This window comes from Methylobacterium sp. ap11, from assembly GCF_900110515.1.
Classification (GTDB): domain Bacteria; phylum Pseudomonadota; class Alphaproteobacteria; order Rhizobiales; family Beijerinckiaceae; genus Methylobacterium; species Methylobacterium ajmalii.
This window is the reverse complement of the sequence record NZ_FOEB01000004.1, coordinates 12,038-35,592: the sequence shown is the minus strand read 5'-3', so window position 1 is coordinate 35,592 and position 23,555 is coordinate 12,038. Positions and strand designations below refer to the sequence as shown.

The 23,555-nt window shown below is 71.6% G+C and carries 20 protein-coding genes and 2 pseudogenes; 6 read left to right on the top strand and 16 right to left on the bottom strand.

The genetic code is table 11. The features are described 5' to 3' along the window. Positions 1-271: 271 nt before the first annotated feature. The 10 genes and pseudogenes from BMX97_RS06785 to BMX97_RS06740 form a co-directional block, all read right to left on the bottom strand. Positions 272-1,576, bottom strand: a complete 1,305-nt coding sequence (locus BMX97_RS06785; protein WP_091747146.1) for a PQQ-dependent sugar dehydrogenase — start codon at positions 1,574-1,576, stop codon at positions 272-274. A gap of 144 nt (positions 1,577-1,720) precedes the next feature. Continuing rightward, positions 1,721-2,797 carry a 1,2-phenylacetyl-CoA epoxidase subunit PaaE gene (gene paaE / locus BMX97_RS06780; protein WP_091747143.1) on the bottom strand — a complete coding sequence of 359 codons (1,077 nt, stop codon included), beginning with the start codon at positions 2,795-2,797 and terminating at the stop codon, positions 1,721-1,723. A gap of 209 nt (positions 2,798-3,006) precedes the next feature. After that, complete coding sequence (paaD, locus tag BMX97_RS06775; RefSeq protein ID WP_091747141.1) at positions 3,007-3,531, bottom strand: 1,2-phenylacetyl-CoA epoxidase subunit PaaD; 525 nt, start codon at positions 3,529-3,531, stop codon at positions 3,007-3,009. Positions 3,532-3,537: 6 nt separating this feature from the next. After that, positions 3,538-4,392, bottom strand: a complete 855-nt coding sequence (gene paaC, locus BMX97_RS06770; RefSeq protein WP_091747138.1) for a 1,2-phenylacetyl-CoA epoxidase subunit PaaC — start codon at positions 4,390-4,392, stop codon at positions 3,538-3,540. Next, complete coding sequence (gene paaB, locus BMX97_RS06765; protein ID WP_060845437.1) at positions 4,392-4,676, bottom strand: 1,2-phenylacetyl-CoA epoxidase subunit PaaB; 285 nt, start codon at positions 4,674-4,676, stop codon at positions 4,392-4,394. Before paaB ends, paaC begins: the two co-directional genes overlap by 1 nt. 53 nt (positions 4,677-4,729) lie before the next feature. After that, positions 4,730-5,731, bottom strand: a complete 1,002-nt coding sequence (gene paaA, locus BMX97_RS06760; RefSeq protein ID WP_091747135.1) for a 1,2-phenylacetyl-CoA epoxidase subunit PaaA — start codon at positions 5,729-5,731, stop codon at positions 4,730-4,732. 244 nt (positions 5,732-5,975) lie between these two features. After that, positions 5,976-6,887, bottom strand: coding sequence for a PaaX family transcriptional regulator C-terminal domain-containing protein (locus BMX97_RS06755; protein WP_244538311.1), 912 nt, complete (start codon positions 6,885-6,887; stop codon positions 5,976-5,978). A 126-nt stretch (positions 6,888-7,013) separates the two neighbouring features. After that, positions 7,014-7,406, bottom strand: a pseudogene (locus BMX97_RS33535) (MaoC/PaaZ C-terminal domain-containing protein); the annotation flags it as partial. 433 nt (positions 7,407-7,839) lie between these two features. Beyond that, positions 7,840-8,001, bottom strand: a pseudogene (locus BMX97_RS32690) (IS5/IS1182 family transposase); the annotation flags it as partial. Between the two features lie 527 nt (positions 8,002-8,528). Continuing rightward, complete coding sequence (locus tag BMX97_RS06740) at positions 8,529-9,641, bottom strand: PA0069 family radical SAM protein (RefSeq protein WP_091747129.1); 1,113 nt, start codon at positions 9,639-9,641, stop codon at positions 8,529-8,531. 119 nt (positions 9,642-9,760) lie between these two features. Between BMX97_RS06740 and BMX97_RS06735 the strand changes: the two genes are divergently transcribed. Then, the gene (locus BMX97_RS06735) at positions 9,761-10,276 is read left to right on the top strand and encodes a hypothetical protein (protein WP_091747126.1); all 516 of its coding nucleotides are present in this window, start codon (positions 9,761-9,763) and stop codon (positions 10,274-10,276) included. Here the strand turns inward: BMX97_RS06735 and moaB are convergent. From moaB to BMX97_RS06720, 3 genes are all read right to left on the bottom strand, one after another. After that, positions 10,242-10,868, bottom strand: coding sequence for a molybdenum cofactor biosynthesis protein B (gene moaB, locus BMX97_RS06730; RefSeq protein ID WP_091747123.1), 627 nt, complete (start codon positions 10,866-10,868; stop codon positions 10,242-10,244). The genes BMX97_RS06735 and moaB overlap by 35 nt on opposite strands. Next, complete coding sequence (locus BMX97_RS06725) at positions 10,868-11,782, bottom strand: KPN_02809 family neutral zinc metallopeptidase (protein ID WP_091747120.1); 915 nt, start codon at positions 11,780-11,782, stop codon at positions 10,868-10,870. Before BMX97_RS06725 ends, moaB begins: the two co-directional genes overlap by 1 nt. A 120-nt stretch (positions 11,783-11,902) precedes the next feature. Continuing rightward, complete coding sequence (locus tag BMX97_RS06720) at positions 11,903-12,874, bottom strand: uracil-DNA glycosylase (RefSeq protein ID WP_091747117.1); 972 nt, start codon at positions 12,872-12,874, stop codon at positions 11,903-11,905. A gap of 195 nt (positions 12,875-13,069) precedes the next feature. Between BMX97_RS06720 and BMX97_RS06715 the strand changes: the two genes are divergently transcribed. Next, complete coding sequence (locus tag BMX97_RS06715) at positions 13,070-14,734, top strand: electron transfer flavoprotein-ubiquinone oxidoreductase (RefSeq protein ID WP_060850262.1); 1,665 nt, start codon at positions 13,070-13,072, stop codon at positions 14,732-14,734. Between the two features lie 103 nt (positions 14,735-14,837). Here the strand turns inward: BMX97_RS06715 and BMX97_RS06710 are convergent, their stop codons facing one another. Beyond that, on the bottom strand, positions 14,838-16,895 hold the full coding sequence (locus tag BMX97_RS06710) for a methyl-accepting chemotaxis protein (RefSeq protein WP_091747114.1): 2,058 nt from the start codon (positions 16,893-16,895) through the stop codon (positions 14,838-14,840). 260 nt (positions 16,896-17,155) lie between these two features. Here BMX97_RS06710 and BMX97_RS06705 point away from each other — a divergent pair, with 260 nt between their 5' ends. Continuing rightward, complete coding sequence (locus BMX97_RS06705) at positions 17,156-19,021, top strand: tetratricopeptide repeat protein (protein WP_244538309.1); 1,866 nt, start codon at positions 17,156-17,158, stop codon at positions 19,019-19,021. Between the two features lie 101 nt (positions 19,022-19,122). Then, positions 19,123-20,010, top strand: coding sequence for a 4-(cytidine 5'-diphospho)-2-C-methyl-D-erythritol kinase (locus BMX97_RS06700; protein ID WP_091747111.1), 888 nt, complete (start codon positions 19,123-19,125; stop codon positions 20,008-20,010). Positions 20,011-20,122: 112 nt separating this feature from the next. On the opposite strand, the gene BMX97_RS06695 is transcribed toward BMX97_RS06700, so the two are convergent. Beyond that, positions 20,123-21,151 carry a polyprenyl synthetase family protein gene (locus BMX97_RS06695; RefSeq protein WP_091747108.1) on the bottom strand — a complete coding sequence of 343 codons (1,029 nt, stop codon included), beginning with the start codon at positions 21,149-21,151 and terminating at the stop codon, positions 20,123-20,125. Positions 21,152-21,354: 203 nt separating this feature from the next. Between BMX97_RS06695 and BMX97_RS06690 the strand changes: the two genes are divergently transcribed. Then, positions 21,355-21,588 (top strand): putative signal transducing protein, encoded by a 234-nt coding sequence (locus BMX97_RS06690; RefSeq protein WP_091747920.1) that lies wholly within the window; start codon positions 21,355-21,357, stop codon positions 21,586-21,588. Then, positions 21,572-22,336: a tRNA1(Val) (adenine(37)-N6)-methyltransferase gene (locus tag BMX97_RS06685; protein WP_091747105.1), complete on the top strand. Its 765-nt coding sequence runs from the start codon at positions 21,572-21,574 to the stop codon at positions 22,334-22,336. The genes BMX97_RS06690 and BMX97_RS06685 overlap by 17 nt, the downstream gene beginning before the upstream one ends. Here the strand turns inward: BMX97_RS06685 and dprA are convergent. Further along, the gene (gene dprA, locus BMX97_RS06680) at positions 22,328-23,515 is read right to left on the bottom strand and encodes a DNA-processing protein DprA (RefSeq protein WP_091747102.1); all 1,188 of its coding nucleotides are present in this window, start codon (positions 23,513-23,515) and stop codon (positions 22,328-22,330) included. The genes BMX97_RS06685 and dprA overlap by 9 nt on opposite strands. Positions 23,516-23,555: the final 40 nt, after the last annotated feature.

Sequence of the window (23,555 nt, the reverse complement as noted above, 5' to 3'; positions counted from 1 at the left end):
ATGTCTTCCAAGATCATGGCGTGACCGTCATCCCGGGTCCGGCGATCGGCAACGCAGGACGCGTCCAGATCCCGTCTGCGACATCCGACAGCATGCGGGGCCGGCACTCCGAGCGACGGGAAGGAATCGGGTCGCGCCGGCGTGAGGCGGATCCACCGCTCCTGGTGCCATACCCGCCTTCCTTTACGTAACGGCGGCGTAGCCGCCGTTACGGAGCGTTGAGCCGCTTGCCAGCCCGACGCCACGCGACCAGGCGGCCTCAAGGCCGGTATCAGGCCCCGGTCACGCGCCAGATCACGTCGCCGACGTCGTCGGCCATCAGCAGCGACTTGTCGGGGCCGAGCGCGACGCCGACCGGCCTGCCGTAGGAGACGCTCTCGTCCGGCGCGAGGAAGCCGGACAGGATGTCGCGAGCCGGGCCGGAAGGGCGTCCGTTCTCGAACGGCACGAAGACCAGCTTGTAGCCGCTCAACGTGCTGCGGTTCCAGGAGCCGTGCTGCCCGATCGCGATGCCATCCGGGAAGCCGGGCAGCGTCCCTGCGGGCACCCAGCAGAGACCCAGCGATGCGGTATGGCCGCCCAGCGCGTAGTCCGGAGTGATCGCACGAGCGACGGCGGCGGCGTCCTGCGGCACGCGGTCATCCACGGTCTGCCCCCAGTACGAGTACGGCCAGCCATAGAACCCACCATCCTGCACGGACGTGAGATAATCCGGCGGCGTCTCGTCGCCCAAGCCGTCGCGCTCGTTGACCACCGTCCACAGCACGTTCGTGCCCGGTTCCCAGGCGAGGCCGACCGGATTGCGCAGTCCCGAGGCGAAGATGCGGCTCGTGCCGCTGGCGAGATCGAGTTCGTAGACGGCCGCGCGGCCCTCTTCGACCTCCATTCCATCGTCGCCGATGTTGCTCAGCGAGCCGACGCCGGCATACAGCTTCGTCCCGTCCGCGCTGGCCAAGAGGCTGCGGGTCCAATGGCCGCCCGGCTTGAAATCGACCAGCTTGCGGCCGGGCCCGGCGATCCCGGTCGTCCCTTCGGTATAGTCAAACACGACGATACCGTCGGTGTTGCCGACGTAGAACCTGTCCTCCACGTGGGCCATGCCGAACGGCTGGCTGAGGTCCGTCAGGAACGGCTCGCACGTCTCCGCCACGCCGTCGCCATCCGTGTCGCGCAGCAGCGTGATGCGGTTTGCACTCACCCCCGCGGCGCGAGCGCGCTTCATGGTCGCGGTCATGGCGTGGTCGAACAGGTGGCGCATGACCTTGCGCGGCTCGCTAGACGATTCGGCGACCAGCACATCCCCGTTCGGCAGCACGTGGAGCCAGCGCGGGTGATCCAGCCCGGTGGCGAAGGCATTGACCTTCAGACCTGGAGCGGCGACCGGCAACTGCCCCGGCGACCACCCGCGTGCCGAGGGCATCTTCAGCGTCATGATCCGGCCCTGCGGCTTTGCGGTCGGAATGGTGGGTGCACTGCCCCAGGCGGGTTCGTAGCTGCCATCGCGAAACCGCCGCAGCGTGGACGCGCCACCACCGATCAACGACACGCTACGTGCGAAGACACTCGAAAAGCTCAACGACACTCTCCCACGGATTGTTGCTCGATCGGCCGGACGCACCTGGTCTGAGCACCGTCCGGCATCAGATAGTCTTCCATACCGATCGTCTCCGGCACCGCATTCTCCTTATAACTGCCTAATTTTGCAGGTTATGATGGAGAATTACTGGTCGTAGCTGACGACTAGCCTGTCCGTCGTCGGGTAGCACTGGCAGGTCAGGACGTAGCCCTGACGCACCTCGTAATCCTCCAGCGCGTGGTTCGTGATCATCTCGGCCTCGCCCTCCAGCACCTTGGCGCGGCAGGTCGAGCAGACGCCGGCCTTGCAGGCGTAGGGCGCGTCCAGGTTGTTGGCCAGAGCCGCGTCGAGGAGGCTCTCGCCCTGCTTGGGCATCCGGAACGTGCGCGTCGCGCCGTCGAGGGTCACGGTCGCCTCGCATTGGGACTCCGCGGCCGATGCCGCCGTCCCGGCCTCCCGCGCCTTGGCCCGGCCCGGCTGGCCCGAGGCGAAGAGCTCGAACTTGATCTGCGCATCCGAGAGGCCGTGCTCGCGCAGGGACGCGGCGATCGCCAGCATCATCGGCTCCGGCCCGCAGATGAAGGCGGTGTCGACCGACCCGACATCAATCCACAGGCGGAACAGGGCGGCGCATTTGTCGGCGTCGATGCGCCCGGTGAAGAGGTCGATCTCCTGCGTCTCGCTCTCGAGCACGTGGACGACCGAGAGCCGGCCGAGATGGGCGCTCTTGAGGTCGTCCAGCTCCTCGCGGAACATGATCGAGGAGATCTGGCGGTTGGCGTAGACCAGCGTGAAGCGCGAGCGCGGCTCGCGGGCGAGCACCGTCTTCAAGATCGACAGGACGGGCGTGATGCCGCTGCCGCCGGCAAATCCCAGATAGTGCTTGGCGACCTCCGGCTCGATCGGCGCGTGGAACGTCCCCATCGGCGGCATCGCTTCGAGCACGTCGCCGGGCCTCAGCTTCTGGTTGGCCCAGGTCGAGAACGCGCCGCCCTCGACGCGCTTGATGCCGACCTTGAGCGCCCCCTCGTCCCGGCCGGCGCAGATCGAGTACGAGCGGCGCAGCTCGACGCCGTCGAAGGCGCGCCGGAAGGTCAGGTACTGGCCTTGCGTGAACGCGAAGGCATCGGCATCGCCGTCGCGGGGCCGGAGGGTGAGGACCACCGCGTCCCGGGTTTCGCGCCGGACCTCCGCGACGTCGAGGGGATAGAAGCGTGCCATGACCGCCGGTCGTCCCAGGTTGGAGAAGTGTCCGCCGATGTCGAGACCGTGTCGTCGCGGATCGTGCCGTCGAATCGAGGTCGGGGACGGCGCGCGAACGCGCCGCTCCACGCAGACTTGCGTTGGCAGGCCAACGCTTCGCCCGCGTATATTTTCGTTTTTTCGCAGATTTTCGGCACCGAACCGGTCACCATTTCGGCGAAATCCGCTTAGATGCACTTGAAGTAGTCGAACGGCTCCAGGCAGTCCGTGCAGCGCCAGCTCGCCTTGCAGGGCGTCGAGCCGAACTGGCTGACCCGCTCGGTCCGGTTCGAGCCGCAGCGCGGGCAGGCGACCGTGAGGTTCCCGCCGCCGGCGAGGCGGCCGATCCGCCCGAGCAGCCGGCCGTCCGCCGCCGTCCCGTCGATCGGCGGGGCGATGCCGTAGGCCCGCAGCTTCTCCCGGGCGGCCTCGCCGATCCAGTCGCTGGTCCACGGGGGCGTCAGCGACCGCTCGATGCGTACATGCGCGATCCCGTGCTCGTGCAGCGCCACCTCGATCGCGACGTTGATCGCGGTCGTCGCGGGGCAGCCCGAATAGGTCGGCGTCACCGTGACCACCAGGGTGTCGCCGTCCCAGGCCAGATCGCGGACGATGCCGAGATCGACCACCGAGATCACCGGGATCTCGGGGTCGGGCACCGCGGCGAGCCAGCCGCGGATCTCGTCGGGCGCTGGCCGGGCGTGAGCCTGCATGGCGCCCTACCAGGTCGCGCCGGGATAGGCGCGCTGCAGGAACTGCATCTCGGCCAGCATGCGCCCGAGATGCTCGGTGTGGACGCCCCGGCGTCCGCCCTTCTGGGCGAACGACCCGGACGGCACCGCCAGCGTCGCCTCGGCGAGGACCGGCAACACCGTGGCGTCGAAGGCGGCGCGCAGGCTTGCCGGATCGGGGGCGATGCCGGCATCCGCGAGGGTCGCGTCCGTGGCGCCGCTCGAGAAGAGCTCGCCCGCATAGGGCCACAGGATGTCGAGGGCGGCCTGCATCCGGCGATGGCTCTCCTCGGTGCCGTCGCCGAGCCGCACGACGAGGTCGGCCGATTTCTCAAGGTGGTAATGCGCCTCCTTGATCGCCTTTACGGCGATCTCGGCGACGCGCGGCTCCGACGACGCGGTCAGGGCCCGCAGCATCGCGACGTGCCAGGCGTCGAACAGGAACTGGCGCATGATCGTCTGGCCGAAATCGCCGTTCGGCAGCTCGACCATGAGGACGTTGCGGAAGTCCCAGACGTCGCGCAGGAAGGCGAGGTCGTCGGCGTTGCGCCCCCTCCCCTCGACCTCGCCGGCAAGGCCGAGCCAGAACTGGGTCTGGCCGATCAGGTCGAGGGCGATGTTGGCGACGCCGATATCTTCCTCCAGCACCGGGCCGTGGCCGCACCATTCCGACAGCCGGTGGCCGAGGACCAGGGTGTTGTCGCCCATCCGGGTCAGGAACTCGAACAGCGCGGCGCAGGCCGGCGCGTCGGTCTCCGCCTCCTGGACGGGTTGGGTTCCGGCCGCGGCCGCCGCGGCGAGGGCGGCGGCGTCCTTGGTCATCACGTCGGGCAGGGACGACATCACATATGCCCCACTTCGTCCGGGATGTCGTAGAAGGTCGGGTGCCGGTAGACCTTGCTGTTGGCCGGCTCGAACAGCGGGCCCTTGTCGCTCGGGCTCGACGCCACGATGTCGCTCGACCGCACCGCCCAGATGCTCACGCCCTCGTTGCGCCGCGTGTAGACGTCGCGGGCGTTCTTGATGGCGAGCGCCGCGTCGGGCGCGTGCAGGCTGCCGACATGGCGGTGATTCAGGCCGTGCTGACCGCGGATGAAGATCTCCCATAACGGCCATTCGCTGGACATGCTCGATCCTTCCGGGATGTCGTGTTGCGGGGCGGCTCGTGCCGGGCGCCCGGCTACTCGGCCGCCACCGCCATGGAGGAGCGGCGCACCTGCTTGTCCGCATAGGCCTTGAGCCCGTCGCGGAACCACGCGCCGTCCTCCCAGGCCTTCACCCGGGCGCCCAGCCGCTCGCGGTTGCACGGGCCGTTGCCGGCGATGACCTCGTAGAACTCGCTCCAGTCCGGTTCGGAGAAGTCGTAGCCGCCCTTCGCCTCGTTCCAGCGCAGTCCCTCGTCCGGGACCGTCAGGCCGAGATGCTCGGCCTGCGGCACGGTCTGGTCGACGAACTTCTGGCGCAGCTCGTCGTTGGTGTTCATCTTGATCTTCCAGGCCATCGACTGGGCCGAGTGGACCGAGTCCTTGTCGGACGGTCCGAACATCATCAGCGCCGGGTACCAGAAGCGGTTGAGGGCATCCTGCGCCATGTGCTTTTGGGCCGGTGTGCCGCGCGCCATCCTCGTCATGAGGTCGTAGCCCTGGCGCTGGTGGAAGCTCTCCTCCTTGCAGATCCGGATCATCGCCCGGCTGTAGGGCCCGTAGGAGGTCCGCTGCAGCGGCACTTGGTTCATGATGGCCGCGCCGTCGACCAGCCAGCCCACCGCGCCCATGTCGGCCCAGGTCAGGGTCGGGTAGTTGAAGATCGACGAGTACTTCATCGTGCCGGCGTGGAGCCGTTCCATCAGCTCGTCGCGGCTGACGCCGAGCGTCTCGGCGGCGCAGTAGAGGTAGAGGCCGTGGCCGGCCTCGTCCTGGACCTTGGCGAGCAGGATCGCCTTGCGCTCCAGCGTCGGCGCCCGGGTGATCCAGTTGCCCTCCGGCAACTGCCCGACGATCTCCGAATGGGCGTGCTGGCCGATCTGCCGGATCAGGGTCTTGCGGTAGCCCTCGGGCATCCACTCCTTCGGCTCGATCTTCTCGCCTCGGTCGATCCGCTCCTGGAAGGCGCGCTCCTCGGCCGACATCTCGTCGCGGCCGCGGACATGGGTGCTGTCGGTCTTCACCAGCTGCGCGTACATGCCGTGACCCTCCTGCCGGTGGTGGACCGTGACGGGGTTCCGAACGCCGCCCGGTGCGTGTTCCGACGCGATCGGGCTTCGAGCCGTCCTCCCGGGCGCGATGCGGCGGCCCTTGTCGTCGGTCCATGGAATCCAATCGTCTACATCGGTATCTACCACCGGAAGCATCACACGACAACGATGATTTAGTGATTTTGTGTGATGTCTCGGTCCGGGCCTCGGTGGGCGGCGGCCGGGGCACCGGTCAGGCGTCGCGGACCAGGGCCAGGGAGGCGGTGCGCCCGAGGGTCTCGGCCGTCCGCGCGGGCAACGGGCCGTCGCCGGCCAGGAGGTATTGCCCGACATGGCGGTCGGCGGCGGGCGAGAGGCGCAGGTAGAGGTCGGCGAACAGCCGGCGGGCGCGGTGCCCGCTCCAGTCGGCCGGCAGGGTCGCGGCGGGCAGGCGCGCATCCCTGAGCGCCGCGTGGCGGTAGGCGTGGACGAGGAGCAGCCGCAGTTGCAGCGCCTCGGCGTCGGTCGGGTGCAGCCCGGCCGCGAGCGCCTCGGCGACGTCCCCGAAGGTCGCCAGGAAGGCCGCGTAGGCGGCCTCGAAGGCGGCGAGGTCCCAATGCGCGGCGACGAGGTCCGCGAGCCGCGGCCCCGCCGCCCGGTCGGCCATCGGCCCGACCTCGAAGACCGCCAGGGCGGGATTCGCCGGCCGGTGATGGTCCGGCCCGAGCAGCCATTGCGGCCCGAGGCGGACGAAGCCCGCCCGCTCCAGCGCCGGCCCTGCCTCGCCGTCCGGCTCCGCCCCGAGCCAGACGAGCAGCCAGCCGGTCTCGGGCTGCGGCTCGAACAGGGTCCGGGCGGCCGACAGGAACTCGCGCCGCGCCGCCGCGGTGAGCTGGTAGAAGCTGCGCCGGCCCTGGCGCTCGCCGGTGAGCTGACCGGCGGCCACGAGTCGCGACACCGCGGTCCGCACCAACGTCTCGCTGATGCCGACCATCCGGCAGGTCTCGACGATGTTGCCCATCCACAGCCGGCCGCCGCGCGGCTCGACGACGTCGCCGTAGAGGGTGACGATGAAGCCACCGGCGCGCAGCGGCAGCGTGTCCAGGAGGCGCGAGACCAGCGCCTCACCGTTGCGACCCGTCGAGGATCCGCCCGCCTCGCTCACCAAGCCCCCCATCCCGGGCGAGAGCGGCCCGGCCGCCATCCGCCGCCACGTTCTCGATCGAAACGGAGCGGATCCAGCGACCTAAGGCGAAAGCCCCGGCCGCACAACCGGGCGGCCGGGCGGGTCTCAAGCCGCCGCCGGCCCGGCGGTCCGGGCGCTGAACGTGAGGAGGTCGTAGCGGGCGACCGTCTCGTCGTCCTGATCGAACACCTCCGCGTCCCAGCGCACCTCGCCGTATTCCGGCTTCCGGACCGGCTGCTTGCCCCCGAGCCGGCCTCGCCGGACGCGGATCGCGTCGCCCGGCGAGACCGGCTCGAGGAGGCGCAAGTGACCGAGCCCGTAAGTCGCCAGGAGCGGTCCCGGCACCGGATCAACGTACAGGCCCGCCGCGAAGGACAGGATGAGGTACCCGTGCGCGCCCTGTCCAGGAAAGAACGGGTCGGCTGCCGCGGCCTCCTCGTCCATGCGGGCGTACAAGGTGTCGCCGGTCAACGCCGCGAAGTGCTCGATGTCGGCGGGGGGATCGTCCGCGACGGCGTCTCGACCGTGTCGCCGACCGCGAGGCCATCGAAGTCGCGCCGGAACGGTTGCCGGCCGGGACCGGGGCCGGGGCGCCCGGGAGCCAAATGCGGGTCAGGGCCGACTAGTGCCGCGGCGAGCCCTGGGTCGCGGTACGCTGCCGGGAGTGGAAGACGCCGCGCAGGCCGCCCAGCTCTCCGCCGCTGCCGCCGGCCCGGCTCACCATGGACGAGGCCCGGTATCGGCGAGCCGTGTCCGGTGGACGACTTCGCACTGTCGCGGTCGAGCCTGTGGACCCGGCCGCGATGGGTGGCGATTCCGAAGACCAGGGTGTCGGCATGATCGGCTTCGGCGGCGCCCACCGGGGCGACGGGGCTCCCTCCTCTTGGCGACCAGCGCCTCGGCGTCGTCGAGGTTGCTGGAGACCATCACCGTGGCAATTGGCGCCCGTCAGGACGAGGCCGGGCGGCGTGCCGCGCGCATCGGTGACGAGGTAGCGCCTGGTCCCCGCCTTGCCCCGGTCCGTCGGGTTCGGGCCGGCGGCAGACACCACTTTCATCGCCGGCACGCTCGCGCTGTCGACGCTTGCCCGGCTCCCACACCTCGATCACGCTTTGACTAAGTGCACCTCACAAAACTCCCGCCGCGATGTCGCCACCACAGCGAGCCGAGGCGGTGATCGGGAGTTTTGTGAGAGACACTAAGCAGACTTGCGTTGGCAGGCCAACGCTTCGCCCGCTCAGGTTCTTGTTTTGTCATAGATTTTCGACGCCGAACTGGTAACCACTTCGGCGAAATCAAAAACCTGGAGAGCTTCGCGCTTGCAACGCGATCGTGAAACGCTCCAGCGCAACCAACTCCTCGACGTCTCACCCAAGCAGCCGATCTTGGCGGCCATCGACTGGATCGCCGACCATTGCGAGCCGTGCTCGCTCTCATGGTCGCGCATCTCAGGGGAAAACGGGGCTGTTCACTTCGTCGCGGCACCATCCACGCGGAAATTGAAGCCTCCGGGAAACCCGGGATGATTCATTCCACCGTCCCTTCCGCGCTCGCCTCCTCCGTCCTCGCTCCTGCCATGTTCCTCGTCAGGCGACGCGCGACATTTATCAAAAGGGTGCCTCAGAACAGGCTGTACTGCCCGCCCACCCGCACCGGCACCCGAAACAGGTCCGTCCGCAACCGCAGGCGCTCCGCCGGATAGCCGAGCCGGGCCATCGCCACGCGCATCCGCCGGTCCAGGAGATCGGCGTAGGGGCCCGTCCCGGTGAAGCGCCGTCCGTAGGTCGCGTCGTAGACCTTGCCGCCGCGCGCCTGCGCGAGGAGCGAGAAGGTCCGGCCGGCCCGGTCGGGATAGTGCTCGGCGAACCAGTCGCGCATCAGGTCTGCGAGCTCGTGCGGCAGGCGCAGCAATGCGCCGCCGGCCTCGCTCGCCCCGGCCTCCCGGGCGCGGGCCAGCACCGCCTCGATCTCGTGGTCGTTGAGGCCCGGGATCAGCGGCGCCACCAGGACCATCGCGGGGATGCCCGCCGCGGCCAGCGTCCGGATCGCCGCGAGGCGTTTCTCGGGGTGCGGGGCGCGGGGCTCCATCCGGCGGGCGAGGACGGGATCGAGGGTGGTGACGGAGAGCGCAACCTTGACCAGCCCGTCCTTCGCCAAGTCGCCCAGGATGTCGAGGTCGCGCAGCACGAGGTCGGACTTGGTGACGAGGCCGACGGGATGGCGGAAGCGCGCCAGCACCTCGAGGATCTGGCGCGTCAGTCGGTAGCGCCGCTCGATCGGCTGGTACGGGTCGGTCGCGGTGCCGAGCGCGATGGTGCGGGGCGCGTAGCCCCGGGCCGAGAGTTCCGTTTCCAGCAGGAGCGCCGCGTCCGGCTTGGCGAAGAGCTTGGTCTCGAAGTCGAGGCCCGGCGAGAGGCCGGCATAGGCGTGGTTCGGCCGGGCGAAGCAGTAGACGCAGCCGTGCTCGCAGCCGCGATACGGGTTGATCGACCGGTCGAAGCCGATATCGGGCGACGTGTTGCGGGTGATGATGCTGCGTGCCCGCTCCAGGGTCACCTCGGTGCGCAGGGGCGGCAGGTTCTCGTCGATGTCCCAGCCATCCGCGAAGGCTTCCCGGTCCGCGGGCTCGAAGCGGCCGCTCGGATTGGCGGTGGCGCCGCGTCCGCGGCGGGTCTCGGCCGCCGGGGTCGATCCGGCGAGACGGCGCGCCTCCCCTCCGCATCCCGCTCCCATTCGAACCTCCGCCGCAACCGTGCCGGAAAATCGAACATAACAAGAACAAATGCAAGGGCGGGGAAGAATGCCGTCGATCGAGGCAGGACGCGCCGTCCGCCATCCGCTATGGCGCGATCATGTTCACGGCAGCCATCCATCTCCCCGGCGCGATCGATCCCGAGCGCATCGACGTCCTCGCCGATACCCTCGCGGCCCTGGTGGCCGGGGTCGCGGCGGGGGTGGTGGGGGATGCGGTGATCGCGGCGGCGCATCCCGAGGACCCGGAGGTCGCCACCATGGCGGAGAGCACCGGAGCGGCGCTGGTGGCGCGGGGACGCAGTCCCTGGGTAGCGGCGGCCGGCCTGGCGCGCCGGCCCTGGATGCTGTGCCTGGAGGCCGGCGACGTGCCGGCGGAGGGCTGGATCCGGATGCTCGACCGGTTCGGCGCGACGACGGGCCCGGACTCGGTCGGCCGCCTGCGGCGCCCGCACGCGCCGCTCCTCGAGCGGATCGCCGGCCGGCGCGAGGCGCTGACCGGCACGCGGCAGGTCCGGGCCGGCGACCTCGTGCGGGTCGAGGCGCTGCGGGCCGGCCTGCCGCTCCGTGCCCGCCTGCCGGTCAGGCCCCTGCGGGGGACGCTGCTGCGGGGCTGACGCCCGCACCGCGCTTCAGGTGCTCGTCGAGGCGCGGCATGATCTCGACGAAGTTGCACGGCCGATGGCGGAAGTCGAGCTGGGCCGCCAGGATCCCGTCCCAGGCGTCGCGGCAGGCCCCGGGCGAGCCCGGCAGCACGAACACGTAGGTGGCGCTCACGACCCCGGCGGTCGCCCGCGACTGCAGGGTCGAGGTGCCGATCTTGTCGTAGGAGATGCGGTGGAAGATCGCCGAGAAGCCGTCCATCCGCTTCTCGAACAGCGGCTCCAGCGCCTCGGGCGTCACGTCGCGCCCGGTGAACCCGGTGCCCCCGGTGGTGATCACCACGTCCACCGCCGGGTCGGCCGCCCAGGCCCGGACCCGGGCGCGGATCGCCTCGACCTCGTCCGGAACGATCCCCCGGTCGGCGAGCCGGTGGCCCGCCGCGGTCAGCCGCTCCGCCAAAGTGTCGCCGGAGCGGTCGTCGGCGGGCGTGCGGGTGTCCGAGACGGTCAGCACCGCGATGCCGAGCGGCACGAAGTCCCGGGACTGGTCGAGGCGGCCTTGGTCGACGCGGCCTTGGTCGACGCGGCCTTGGTCGACACTTGCCATCAGAGCTGCGAGGCCCGGAAGGTGTCGCAGGACTGGGTCTGGCCGCTGCGGTAGCCGGTCTGGAACCAGCGCATGCGCTGGGCCGAGGAGCCGTGGGTGAAGGAGTCGGGCACCACGTAGCCCTGGCTCTGCTTCTGCAGCTTGTCGTCGCCGATGGCGCTCGCCGCCTGCATCGCCTCCTCGATGTCGCCCGGCTCCAGCGCGTTGAAGCGGTCGTTCGAGTTCTTGGCCCAGACGCCGGCGAGGCAGTCGGCCATCAGCTCGACGCGCACCGACAGGGCGTTCGACTCGCGCTCGCCGACCTGCTGCTGCTTCTGCTGCACCTTGGGCAGGATGCCGAGCACGTCCTGGACGTGGTGGCCGACCTCGTGGGCGATCACGTAGGCGTAGGCGAAGTCGCCCTTGACGTGGAACTTCTGCTCCATCTCCTTGAAGAAGGAAGTGTCGAGATAGACCTTCTTGTCGAGCGGGCAGTAGAACGGCCCCATCGCGGCCCGGGCCTGGCCGCAGCCGCTACGGGTGCCGCCGGTATACAGCACCATCGTGGTCGGGGTGTATTGGCGGCCGGTCTGGTTCGGCAGCACCGTCTTCCACACGTCCTCGGTGTTGCCCAGGATGGCGGCGGCGAACTTGCCGGTCTGGTCGGAGGGCGCGCCGGTGCGCCGGTCGGGCTGCTGGCCCTGCTGGTGTCCCTGCTCCTGGGGCGCGCGCTGGCGCGTCACGGTCTCGGCGCCGCCGATCAGGATCGCCGGGTTGATGCCGGTGACCCAGCCGATGATGCACAGGATCACGATGGTGCCGATGCCGAGCCCCCCGGCGCCGCCCCCGGGGAAACCGAATCCGCCACCGCCGCCGCCACCCTCGCCGCGGCGGTCTTCGACGTTGTCGGAGGTGCGAAAATCTTCCCAGCGCATGTCAGCGTCCCGTCGGCCCGTGAACCTTGGCCGCGACGGCTACGCGGCGCAGGCCTGAGGCTCAAGAGTAATCAACGGGAGCCGGCACGGTTCCGCTTTGGACGGCCGTGCCGCAAACGCCTACGGCCCGCCTTCGTCGAGGGCGGCCCGCAGCGCCCGGAAGTCGCGCCAGGCGAGGCGCTTCTGGAGCGGCTGGCGCAGCAGGTAGGCGGGATGCAGGGTGGCGAGCAGCCGGATCTCGCGCTTGGCGGTCCGGTACGGGAACCAGCGCCCGCGGGATTTCAGGATGCCGTCCTTGGTGCCGGCGAGCGCCTGGGTGGCGACGCCGCCGAGGCAGACCAGGATGTCGGGATCGGCGAGCGCGATCTGGCGCTCGACGAACGGCTTGCAGGTCGCGAGTTCCTGCGGGGTCGGGTTGCGGTTGCCCGGCGGACGCCAGGGCACGACGTTGCCGACATAGGCGTTGGTGCGGTCGAGCCCGACCGCTGCCATCATCCGGTCGAGGAGCTGGCCCGAGCGGCCCATGAACGGCTTGCCGATCCGGTCCTCGTCGGCGCCGGGCGCCTCGCCGACGAACATCACCCGGGCCTGCGGGTTGCCGTCGGCGAAGACGAGGTTCTTGGCGGTGAAGCGCAGGGCGCAGCTCTCGAACCGGGCGAGCAGCCCTTCGAGCTCCTCCAGGCTCGCCGCGGTGGCGGCGAGCTCCCGGGCATCGCCCGCCGCCTCGCCCGGGGCGGCGGCAGCGGAACGGCCGTAGGTGGTCTGCGGTTCGGCCCGCGGAACGTCCGGCCGGGCCGGCGGCGGACGGACCGGCTCGTGTCGGAAGGTCTCCTGCCGGAAGGTCTCCGGCCGAAAGTCTTCCTGGCGAACGGCTTCCTGGCCCTGCGCCCCGTGGCGCTCCATCTCGCGCGGCGGTGCGGTTTCGGCGGACGTTGCCTCGGCGGCGGCCGCCATCCGGACGGGCCGGCGCGGGGCCTCGGGCTCGGCGAAGCGGTCGTGCGGCGTCTCGTCCAGCGCGACGTCGACGCCGGCCTCGACGTGGAAGTCGAGGAAGGAGAGCAGGTCGCGGCTGTCGGGAGCGTCGGGCGTCATGGGAAGAGATGTGGCGTGTCGCCCGGCTGTGGACAACCGGCGCGACAGGACGCGCACAGGCAATCTCGTGCCCGGCCCCGGACCCGGGCGCTTGCACCGGGGGACATGCCGTCGCACGGTCCCGCCGACGGAACCGCTTGAGGCGGTCCACGATAGTTTATATGTGAACTAATACCAGACAGAGGGAGAGACGGGATGGAGCTGCCGGAACGCGAGGCGATGGACTTCGACGTGGTGATCGTCGGAGCGGGCCCGGCCGGGCTGGCTGCCGCCATCCAGCTGAAGCAGCTCGCCGCGGAAGCCGGCACCGAGGTGTCGGTGGTGGTGGTCGAGAAGGGCAGCGAGGTCGGCGCCCACATCCTGTCGGGCGCGGTGATCGACCCGAGCGGGCTCGACTCGCTGGCGCCCGGCTGGCGCGAGGATCCGGACCGCCCCCTCAAGACCGAGGTGGTGAAGGACGAGTTCCTGTTCCTCGGGCCGGCGGGCGGCCTCTCGCTGCCGAACATCGCCTTCCCAAAGCTGATGAGCAACCACGGCAACTTCGTCGGCTCGCTCTCCAACGTGACCAAGTTCCTCGGCCGCAAGGCGGAAGAGCTCGGCGTCGAGATCTATCCGGGCTTCCCGGCCGCCGAGATTCTCTATGACGAGGCGGGCGCGGTCGTGGGCATCGCCACCGGCGACCTCGGCATCGCCCGCTCGGGCGATGCGCGGGATGACTTCACCCGCGGCATGGAGCTGCGCGCCAAGTACACGGTGTTCGGCGAGGGCGCCCGCGGCTCGCTGACCAAGAAGCTGATCGACCGCTACCGCCTCAACCAGCATTCCGACCACCAGAAGTACGGGCTCGGCGTGAAGGAGCTGTGGCAGGTCAAGCCCGAGAAGTTCCAGCCGGGGCTGGTGCGGCACTCGATGGGCTGGCCGCTGCCGAACAAGGCCGGCGGCGGCTCCTGGCTCTACCACTTCGACGACCACCTGGTCTCGGTCGGGTTCGTCACGCACCTGAACTACGAGAACCCGACCCTGTCGCCGTTCGAGGAGTTCCAGCGCTTCAAGACCCACCCGATGATCCGGGACGTGTTCGAGGGCGCCAAGCGCATCGGCTACGGTGCCCGGGCGATCATGGAGGGCGGCTGGCAGTCGGTGCCCAAGCTCGTCTTCCCGGGCGGCTGCCTCGTCGGCGACTCGGCCGGCTTCGTCAACGTGCCGCGCATCAAGGGCTCGCACAACGCGGTCCTGTCGGGCATGCAGGCCGCCGGCGCGATCCACGAGGCGCTCGCCGCCGGCCGCGCCCAGGACGAGCTGACCTCCTACGAGGAGGGCTGGCGCTCGAGCCCGATCGGTCACGACCTGAAGCGGGTGCGCAACGTCAAGCCGCTGTGGTCGAAGTACGGCACGATGGTGGGCGTGGGCTTGGGCGGCCTCGACATGTGGCTCAACGAGCTCGCCGGCGTGTCGCTGTTCGGCACGCTCAAGCACGGCAAGCCGGACTATGCCTGCACCAAGCCGCTCAAGGACGTGACGCCGATCAAGTACCCCAAGCCCGACGGGGTGCTGACCTTCGACCGGCTCTCCTCGGTCTACCTGTCGAACACCAACCACGAGGAGGACCAGCCGGTCCACCTCCAGGTGAAAGACATGGGCCTGCAGAAGTCCTCCGAGCATGACGTGTTTGGTGGGCCGTCCGGTCGGTACTGCCCGGCCGGCGTCTACGAGTGGGTCGAGGAGGGCGGCGCGCCGCGCTACCAGATCAACGCGCAGAACTGCGTCCACTGCAAGACATGCGACATCAAGGACCCGAACCAGAACATCAACTGGGTCACCCCGGAAGGCCCGGGCGGTCCGAACTACGTGAACATGTAGACCCTGTTCTCTGCCACCCGCGCTTCCGACCGAAGCGCACCTCCCCTCTCCCGTGCGGGAGAGGGGAGCCCGCGACTTCTCTCTTTCGGCGAGCGCCTGATCGTCACGCCGCCCTGACCGTCGCGAGGAACCGGCCGACCTCACCGCGCAGGTGCTCGGACTGGCGCGCCAGCTCGCTGGCGGCCGAGAGGACCTGGCTCGCCGCAGCGCCGGTCTCGTCGGCGGCGCCCGCGACCTGGACGACGCCGCCCGTCACCTCGCCGGTGCCCTTGGCCGCCTCGGCGATGTTGCGCACGATCTCCTGGGTCGCGGCGCCCTGCTCTTCCACCGCGGCCGCAACGGCGGTCGAGGCGTCGCTGATCTCGCCGATGCGGCCGGCGATGCCGCCGATCGCCGCCACGGCCTTCTCGGTCGAGCCCTGGATGCGGGTCACCTGCTCGGCGATCTCGGCGGTGGCGCGTCCGGTCTGCCCGGCGAGCGCCTTCACCTCGGCGGCCACCACCGCGAAGCCCCGTCCGGCCGCCCCGGCCCGTGCCGCCTCGATGGTGGCGTTCAGCGCCAGGAGGTTGGTCTGGTCGGCGATCGACGAGATCAGCCCGAGCACGTCGCCGATCCTGGCCGCGCCCTGCTGCAGGTCGTGGACGAGGCGGGCCGTCTCCCCGGCGGCCTCGGAGGCGGTGCGGGCCATCTCGGCCGAGGCGCCGATCCGGCGGCCGATCTCGTCCACCGAGGCACCGAGCTGGCCGGCCGCCGCCGCCACGGTGGCGACGTTGGACGAGGCCTCTTCGGCGGCCGCCGCGACGCCGGTGCTCTGCCCGGCGGTGCGCCCGGCGATCTCGGTCATGCCGCGCGCCGTGGCCTCCATCTCCGAGGAGGCCGCCGTCACCGCGACGAGGACGCCGCCGACCGCACCCTCGAACCGGTCGGCGAGGTCGCGCAGGGCCGCGCGGCGCTGGGCCTCCGCGCCCGCCCGGGCCAGGACCGCCTCCTGCTCCAGGCCAGCGGCGCGGGCGAGGCCGTCGCGCAGCTGCGCCATCGCGCTCGCCATGGCGCCGATCTCGCTGCGGGACGAGGTAGAGGGGATCGCGATGGCGAGGTCTCCGGCGGTGAGGCGGCGCATCGCCTCGATCATCCGGGCGAGCGGGCCGGTGACGCCCCGCACCAGCATCAGGGCGCCGCCGGCGACCGTGGCGACCGCGAGGGCGAGGATCGCCAGGGCCGAGACGAGCCGTCCCTCGCTCGCCCGGATCTCCTCGGCAACGACGGTGCCGAGCGCCGCAGTGGCAGCGGCCCGGGCCTGGCCGAAGCCCGAAATCACCTCGGTCGCCTGGCGGAACCACTCCTCGGCGGTCACCGGATAGGGCTCGCGGGCGGCGCCGGCCCGGAACACGGCGGCGCGGGTCGCCTCGAACGCCTCGGCCCGGCGGGAAGCGGCCGACAGCGCGTCCCGGACGCCATCGCCGAGCACGTCGCCGGAGGCGCGGGCGGCGGCGAGCGCACCCTCGATGCGCCCGGCGAAGGCGGACAGGCCGCGAATCTGGTCGACGGCGAGGGGCTGGCGCCCGGCGATCGCGCCGTTGAGCCGCCCGCGCTCGCGCCCGGCATATTCGCCGGCCTCCCACAGCGCCCGCTTCACGTCGAGGCCGTGATGGATCGGGCCCGGCAGCGCGCCGGCGATGCCGGCCCGGACCGCGTCGAACAGCGCGAGCTCGCGGGTGATCACGCCCGTGGCGGCGGGGAACCAGGCGGCGGCGAGGTCGGCATCCGGCGTGCCGGCGAGCACGCGGTCGACCCGCCGGCGCAGGGCGTCGAGGGTGCGGCGCGCCTCGTCGAGGGCGGCGACGGCCCGGGTCACGGCCGCGTCCCGGTGCAGGCCATCGAGGGCGCCGGCGAGCTGGCGATCCCCCTCCTCCCGCAGTCGGGCGAGCGTCGGGTGCTCCGCGGCGGCCGGCGGCTTGGCGAGCCAGCCGTTCGTCAGCCCGCGCTCGGCCGCGAGCGCCGCGGCGGCGGCGGAGAATCCGTCGGTCGCGCGGTTGGCGTCCGCCGCCTGCCGCATGACGTCGGCCTGCCGCCACGCCTCGGCGACCTGATAACCGGAGAGCCAGACCAGAAGGCAGCCGACCGAACCCAAGATGAGGAAAATTTGTGCACGCAACGACATGCCCGGCGGCTCCGGAAAGGCATCCTGGATTGATGCCGTGCCGTGTTATGGCTTCGAATGCTTAAGATCGATCTTACAGGTTGCACTGCAACCGGGATCACCGTTAGGCGCGGGAGCACCGGCGGGAGCCGGGCAGCGCCGCCCACCCCGACACATCGCCGCCGCCCTTTGGTCTTGCCGCTGCCCCGCGCAGGGTCCAATGTCGCGCCGATTTCGCGTGCCGGCGCCGCGGCCGGCGCGACCACGGAGCCACGAGTTTGGTGCTCAAGACCCGAATCCCCGCCCCCCGCCGCGGACATGCGCTCGCCGCGCTGGCCCTGCTTCTCGCCGCCTCGACGGCGCCGGCCAACGCCGCGCGGCTTCCGATGCGGGAGGTGGCGGCGCCGCAATCCTACGAGCCGGCCGATTCGCTGGAGGGCAACTTCCTCGCCGCCTACATCGCCGGCGCCTCCCGCGACACCGCCGCCGCCGCCACCTTCTACCGCGAGGCGGTGAAGGGCGATCCGCGCAACGCGGAGCTGCTCGAACGCTCGTTCGTGGCGCTCCTCGCCGACGGCTCGCTGCCGGAGGCGTTCCGGGCCGCCGAGCGCCTGACGCAGCGCGACGGGGCCAACGGCCTCGCCCAGCTCGCGCTCGGCGTGCAGAAGATCAAGGCCAAGCAATTCGCCGCGGCGCGCCAGAACCTGCAGCGCGGCGGCAAGGGCGCGGCCGCCGACCTGACCTCGACGCTGCTGACCGCCTGGTCCTATGCCGGGGCCGGCGAGGGCAAGAAGGCGCAGGAGACGATCAACAAGCTCAAGGGCGAGCGCTACTACAACGTCTTCCGCGACTACCACGCGGGCCTGATCGCCGCGCTCGTCGGCGACAAGGTCGAGGCGGAGCGCCGCCTGAAATCGGCCTACGATTCCGACCGCAACACCCTGCGCATCGTCGACGCCTACGGGCGCTTCGAGGCCGAGTCGGGCCGGCCCGACCTCGCGGTGGCGGCCTACCAGGAATTCGACAACGTCCTGCCGCGCCACCCGATCGTGCGCGACGCCCTCGACAAGCTGAAGGCCGGAAAGCCGCTCACCCCCCTGATCAACTCGGCCCAGGAGGGCGCCGCCGAGGTGCTCTACGGGCTCGGCTCGGCCGGGACCTCGCAGGGCGACGAGCTGCCGGCGGTGGTGTACCTGCGCCTCGCCCTCTACCTCGCGCCCGAGCATTCCCTGGCGCTGCTGACGCTGGCCGACACGCTGGAGCGGATGAAGGCCCCCGACCGGGCGAACGAGGTCTTCGCCCGCATGCCGGCGAGCTCGCCGCTCAAGCTCAACGCCGACATCCAGATCGGGCTCAACCTCGAGCAGATGGGCAAGGGCGAGGAGGCGCTCGCCCATCTCGACCAGGTCGCCAAGACCTACCCGAACGACATCGACGTGATCTCGGCGCTCGGCAACGTCCAGCGCTCGCGCAAGAAGTACATCGAGTCGACCCAGACCTACACCAAGGCGATCGACCTGATCGGCGACCAGCCGGCACGCAACTACTGGACCCTGTACTACTTCCGCGGCACGTCTTACGAGCGGGCCAAGGACTGGCCGAAGGCCGAGGCCGACCTGAAGAAGGCGCTGGAGCTGGTGCCGGCGACGCAGCCGAACGGCCGCGCCCAGGTGCTGAACTACCTCGCCTATTCCTGGGTCGACCAGAACATCAACATCGACGAGGCCTTCCGCATGCTGAAGCAGGCGGTCGACCTCCAGCCGCGCGACGGCATGATCATCGACAGCCTTGGCTGGGCCTATTACCGCCTCGGCCGCTGGGACGACGCGGTGCGCGAGCTCGAGAAGGCGATCGAGCTGAAGCCGGGCGATCCCACGATCAACGACCACCTCGGGGACGCCTACTGGCGCTCCGGCCGGCGGCTCGAAGGCAAGTTCCAGTGGCAGCACGCCAAGGACCTGAACCCCGAGCCGGAAGACCTGGCGAAGATCGAGGCCAAGCTGAAGGACGGGCTGCCGGAGCTGGAGAAACCCGCCGCCACCGCCGAGAGCCAGCCCGCCCCGGCGCCCCAGCCCGAGATGCCGAAGGGCGCCCCGGCGCCGACCGAGCCGCCGGCGATGGGCACCGAGACGAAGAGCGGGGGCTGACGCCCCCCCTCTCCTCCATCGGATGTACGACCGCGGGCGCGGTGCCGGACAGGCACCGCGCCCCTTCGCCGTTGAAGACCTGCCGTTCGAGAGACGTCGCCGTGCTGCCCCTCGCCACCCGCGCGCCCGCCAAGATCAACCTGACCCTGCACGTCCTCGGCCGGCGCCCCGGCGACGGCTACCACGCCCTGGAGAGCCTGGTGGTCTTCGCCGGCTCCTCCGCGGGCGACCTCCTGAGCCTGGAGCCGGGACCGGCGCTCGATCTCGCGGTCACCGGCCCGACCGCGGGCCCGGCCGGTCCGCTCGACGACAACCTCGTGGTGCGGGCGGCCCGCCACCTCGCCGCCGAGGTGCCGGGCCTGACGGTCGGGCGCTTCCATCTCGTCAAGCGACTGCCGGTGGCGGCGGGGATCGGCGGCGGCTCGTCGGATGCGGCGGCGGCGCTGCGGCTGCTGGGCCGCCTCAACGGCCTCTCGCCCGACCACCCTGCCCTGATGGCGGCGGCGCGCCGCACCGGCGCCGACGTCCCGGTCTGCCTCGATCCGCGGGCCCGGATGATGCGGGGCGCCGGCGAGGCGGTGGGCCCCGCCCTCCCCCTGCCGCCGGTGCCGGCGGTGCTGATCAATCCGGGCGTCCCGGTCGAGACGGCGCCGGTCTTCCGCGCCCTCGGCCTCGGGGTCGGCGAAGCGCATCCCCGGGCCGCCGAGACCCATCCGGCGATCGACGGCTTGTCCGATCTCGACGCCGTGATCGCCCGCATCGCGCCGGCCCGCAACGACCTCGAAGCGCCGGCCCTCACGGTCGCGCCGGTGATCGGCGACACGCTCGCGGCCCTGCGCGACCAGGCGGATTGCCGGCTCGCCCGGATGTCGGGCTCGGGGGCGACGGTGTTCGGGTTGTTCGGCCACCGCTCGGCGGCGGTCCGGGCGGCGCGCACCATCGCGGCGGCGCAGCCGGGCTGGTGGGTGCGGGCGACGCTGCTGCGGTAGAGTCCGAATCCGCACGCCGCCGGCGGAGCGGGCGGACCGGGACGGCAGGCGGCGAGCCTCGCCGTCCGGCTCGCGCCGCGTCGCGGGGTCGTTCCAAGCGGGAGGCGGGCGCCTACCGCGCCCGCGCGATGCAGAAATCCACCGCTTCGAGCAGCGCGCGCTTCATCGGTGCGTCCGGAAAGAGCGCCAGCGCGTCCTTGGCCATGGCGCCGTAATGGCGGGCACGCTCGATCGTGTCCTCCAGGGCGCGGTGGCGGCGCATGATCGCGATCGCCTCGTCGAGGTCGCGGGGCTCCTCGATCTCCTGGCGCTCCAGGGTGCGGCGCCAGAAGGCCCGCTCCTCGTCGCTGCCGCGGCGGAACGACAGCACCACCGGCAGGGTGATCTTGCCCTCGCGGAAATCGTCGCCGACGTTCTTGCCGAGGTCGGCGCTGGTGCCGCCGTAATCGAGCGCGTCGTCGACGAGCTGGAAGGCGATGCCGAGATTCATGCCGTAGCTGCGGCAGGCGGCCATCTCGGCCTTCGGGCGCTCGGCGATGACCGGGCCGACCTCGCAGGCGGCGGCGAACAGCTCGGCGGTCTTCGCCCGGATGACCGCGAGGTATTCGTCCTCGGTGGTCTCGGTCGAGCGGGCGGCGGTGAGCTGCATCACCTCGCCCTCGGCGATCACCGAGGCGGCGGAGGACAGGATGTCGAGGGCGCGCAGCGAGCCGACCTCGACCATCATCTTGAAGGCCTGGCCGAGGAGGAAGTCGCCGACGAGGACGCTGGCCTCGTTGCCCCACTTGATCCGGGCCGCGACCTTGCCGCGGCGCATGTCGCTCTCGTCGACCACGTCGTCGTGGAGCAGCGTCGCGGTGTGCATGAACTCGACGCTGGCGGCGAGCTTGACGTCGCCGTCGCCCGCCGGGTCGTAGCCCGACAGCGACGCGGTCGCGAGGGTCAGGATCGGACGCAGGCGCTTGCCGCCCGAGGAGATCAGGTGGTTGGCGACCTCCGGGATCATCGTGACGTCGGAGCCGGTGCGCGACAGGATCATCGCGTTGACGCGCTCCATCCCGCCCGCCACCAGCCCCACCAGGGCGTCGAGGCTGGCCTCCGGATCGGAGGGTCTCTCGTGAAGGGGAAGTACGACGCCCACGCCCGCGCGATCTCCTGAGAGCCGCCCCACAAGCCGGGGCACCTCGGTCCATTCCCGCCCCCTTTGGCACGCGAGCGCCCCCGGCGGCAACACGCAAGCTGCCGCAAGGCCCGCAACCGGCCCGGCGCGCTGGGGATGCGGCGCAACCGGACAGGAGGTGTGGTATGGCCGCCGCGATCCGAGACAGGACCCCGCACGGCACCATGATCGAGCTCATCCGCACCAACGACCTCGTCCTGATCGGCTTCGCGGAATCGCTCCTGACCGGGGCCGACATCCCGGTTCTCGTCGCCGACAACCACATCAGCGTGATGGAGGGGATGATCGGCGCCTTCCCGCGCCGGTTGCTGGTGCCGGAGGACCATGCCCGCCAGGCGAGGCGCCTCCTGGTCGAGGCCGGCCTCGCCCACGAGCTGCGCGATGACCCCCGTTCCTGACCCCGAGCCCTGGCTCGGCGGCCGCCTCGCCCTGCGCCAGCCGGCGCGCGGCGGCCACCGGGCCGGCACCGACGCGGTGCTGCTCGCCGCGTCGGCCGGCGCGCGGGCCGGCGAGACCGTGTGCGACCTCGGCGCCGGCACCGGCGCGGTCGGGCTCGCCGTCGCTCTCGCCTGCCCGGAGGCGCGGGTGATGCTGGTGGAACGGGACGGGCCAGCCGCCGCCCTCGCCCGGATCAACGCCGAGGCGAACGGGCTCGCCGCCCGGGTCGGGGTGGTCGAGGCCGACGTGACGGCGCCGGGTAGCGAGCGGTGGGCCGCCGGTCTCCTGCCCGACACGATCGACCTGCTCCTCAGCAACCCGCCGTTCTTCGAGCCCGGCCGGCACCGCGCCTCGCCGGTCGCCGCGAAGGCCTCGGCCCACGGTTTCTCGGCGTCCGGCGGCCTGGACTCGTGGCTGCGCACCTGCGCCGATCTCGTGCGCCCCGGCGGCCGCATGGTGATGATCCACCGCGCCGATGCGCTCCCGGCCTGCCTCGACGCGATGGCGGGTCGGTTCGGAGGGATCCGGGTCACGCCGGTCCAGGCCCGGGCGGAATCGGCGGCGATCCGGGTGCTGGTGGCGGGCGTGCGCGGCAGCCGGGCCCCGTTCGTCCTGACGCCGGCCCTGGTGCTGCACGGGCCGGACGGGCGGTTCACGCCGGAGGTCGAGGCGATGCACCGGGGCGAGGCACCGCCCGCGTCAGCGTAGCGAGACCGCCCCGCCCGGATGCCGCCAGATCTTCCCGTCGAGCTCGAGCTCCATCAGCAGGCTCTGGGCGACCCGCGCCGACACACCGGCCTGCCGGGCCAGGGCGTCGACCGGGACCGGTGACGGGCCGAGCAGTTCGAGCAGGATGGCCCGGTCGTCGCGCCGCGCCGGCTCCGGCGGGCCCTCCTCGAAGGGCGGCGGCGGCGGCTCGGCCGCCATGGCGGTGACCGGCTCGGCGGAGAAGTCGATCTCGTCCCAGTAGAGCGCCGGCTCGGGCCGGTCCGCCGCGTCCTCGGCCCCGGTCTCCGGCGCAGGCCCGCCGATCAGCGGCGTCAGCACCGTCATGACGTGCTCGGGGGCGGCGCACAGCGTGGCGCCGTCGCGGATCAGGTCGTTGGTGCCCTCGGCCCGGGGATCGAGGGGCGAGCCCGGCACGGCGAAGACCTCGCGGCCCTGCTCCAGCGCGAAGCGGGCGGTGATGAGCGAGCCGGAACGGCGCGCCGCCTCGACCACGATCGTGCCGAGGGACAGCCCCGAGATGATGCGGTTGCGGCGGGGAAAATCGCGGCCCCGCGGTTCCCAGCCCATCGGCATCTCGGCGACGATCGAGCCTCCGGAATCGAGGATGCGCGCGACCAGCTCCTCGTGCTCGGACGGGTAGATCCGGTCGTGCCCGCCGGCCAGCACCGCGACGGTGCCACTCTGGAGCGCCGCCTTGTGGGCCCTTGCATCGACGCCGCGGGCCAACCCCGAGACGATCACCAGTCCCTCGTGGCCGAGGGCGTGCGACAGCCGCTCGGTGAAGGTGAGGCCGGCGGCGGACGCGTTGCGCGAGCCGACGACGGCGACGGCGGGGCGCTTGAGGCAGGCGGCGTCGCCGCGCAGGCAGATGAGCGGCGGCGCGTCCGCCGTGGCCTGGAGCGGCAGGGGGTACTCCGCCTCGCCCATCGCCACGAACCGGGCGCCGAGGCGGGCGGCCGCCGCGATCTCGCGCTCGGCCTCGGCCTTGGTGGCCACCCGGATCGGCTTGCCCCGGGCCTTGGCGAGGTCCGGCAGGGCCTTCAGCGCGGCGCCCGCCCCGCCGAAGCGGTTGACCAGCCCCCGGAAGGTGCGCGGGCCGACCCCCTCGGAACGGATCAGCCGGAGCCAGTCGAGGCGCTGCGCGTCGCTTAACTGCAAGACCCAACTCCCCTCGAAGGTCCGCCGAACCTTGGGTGAG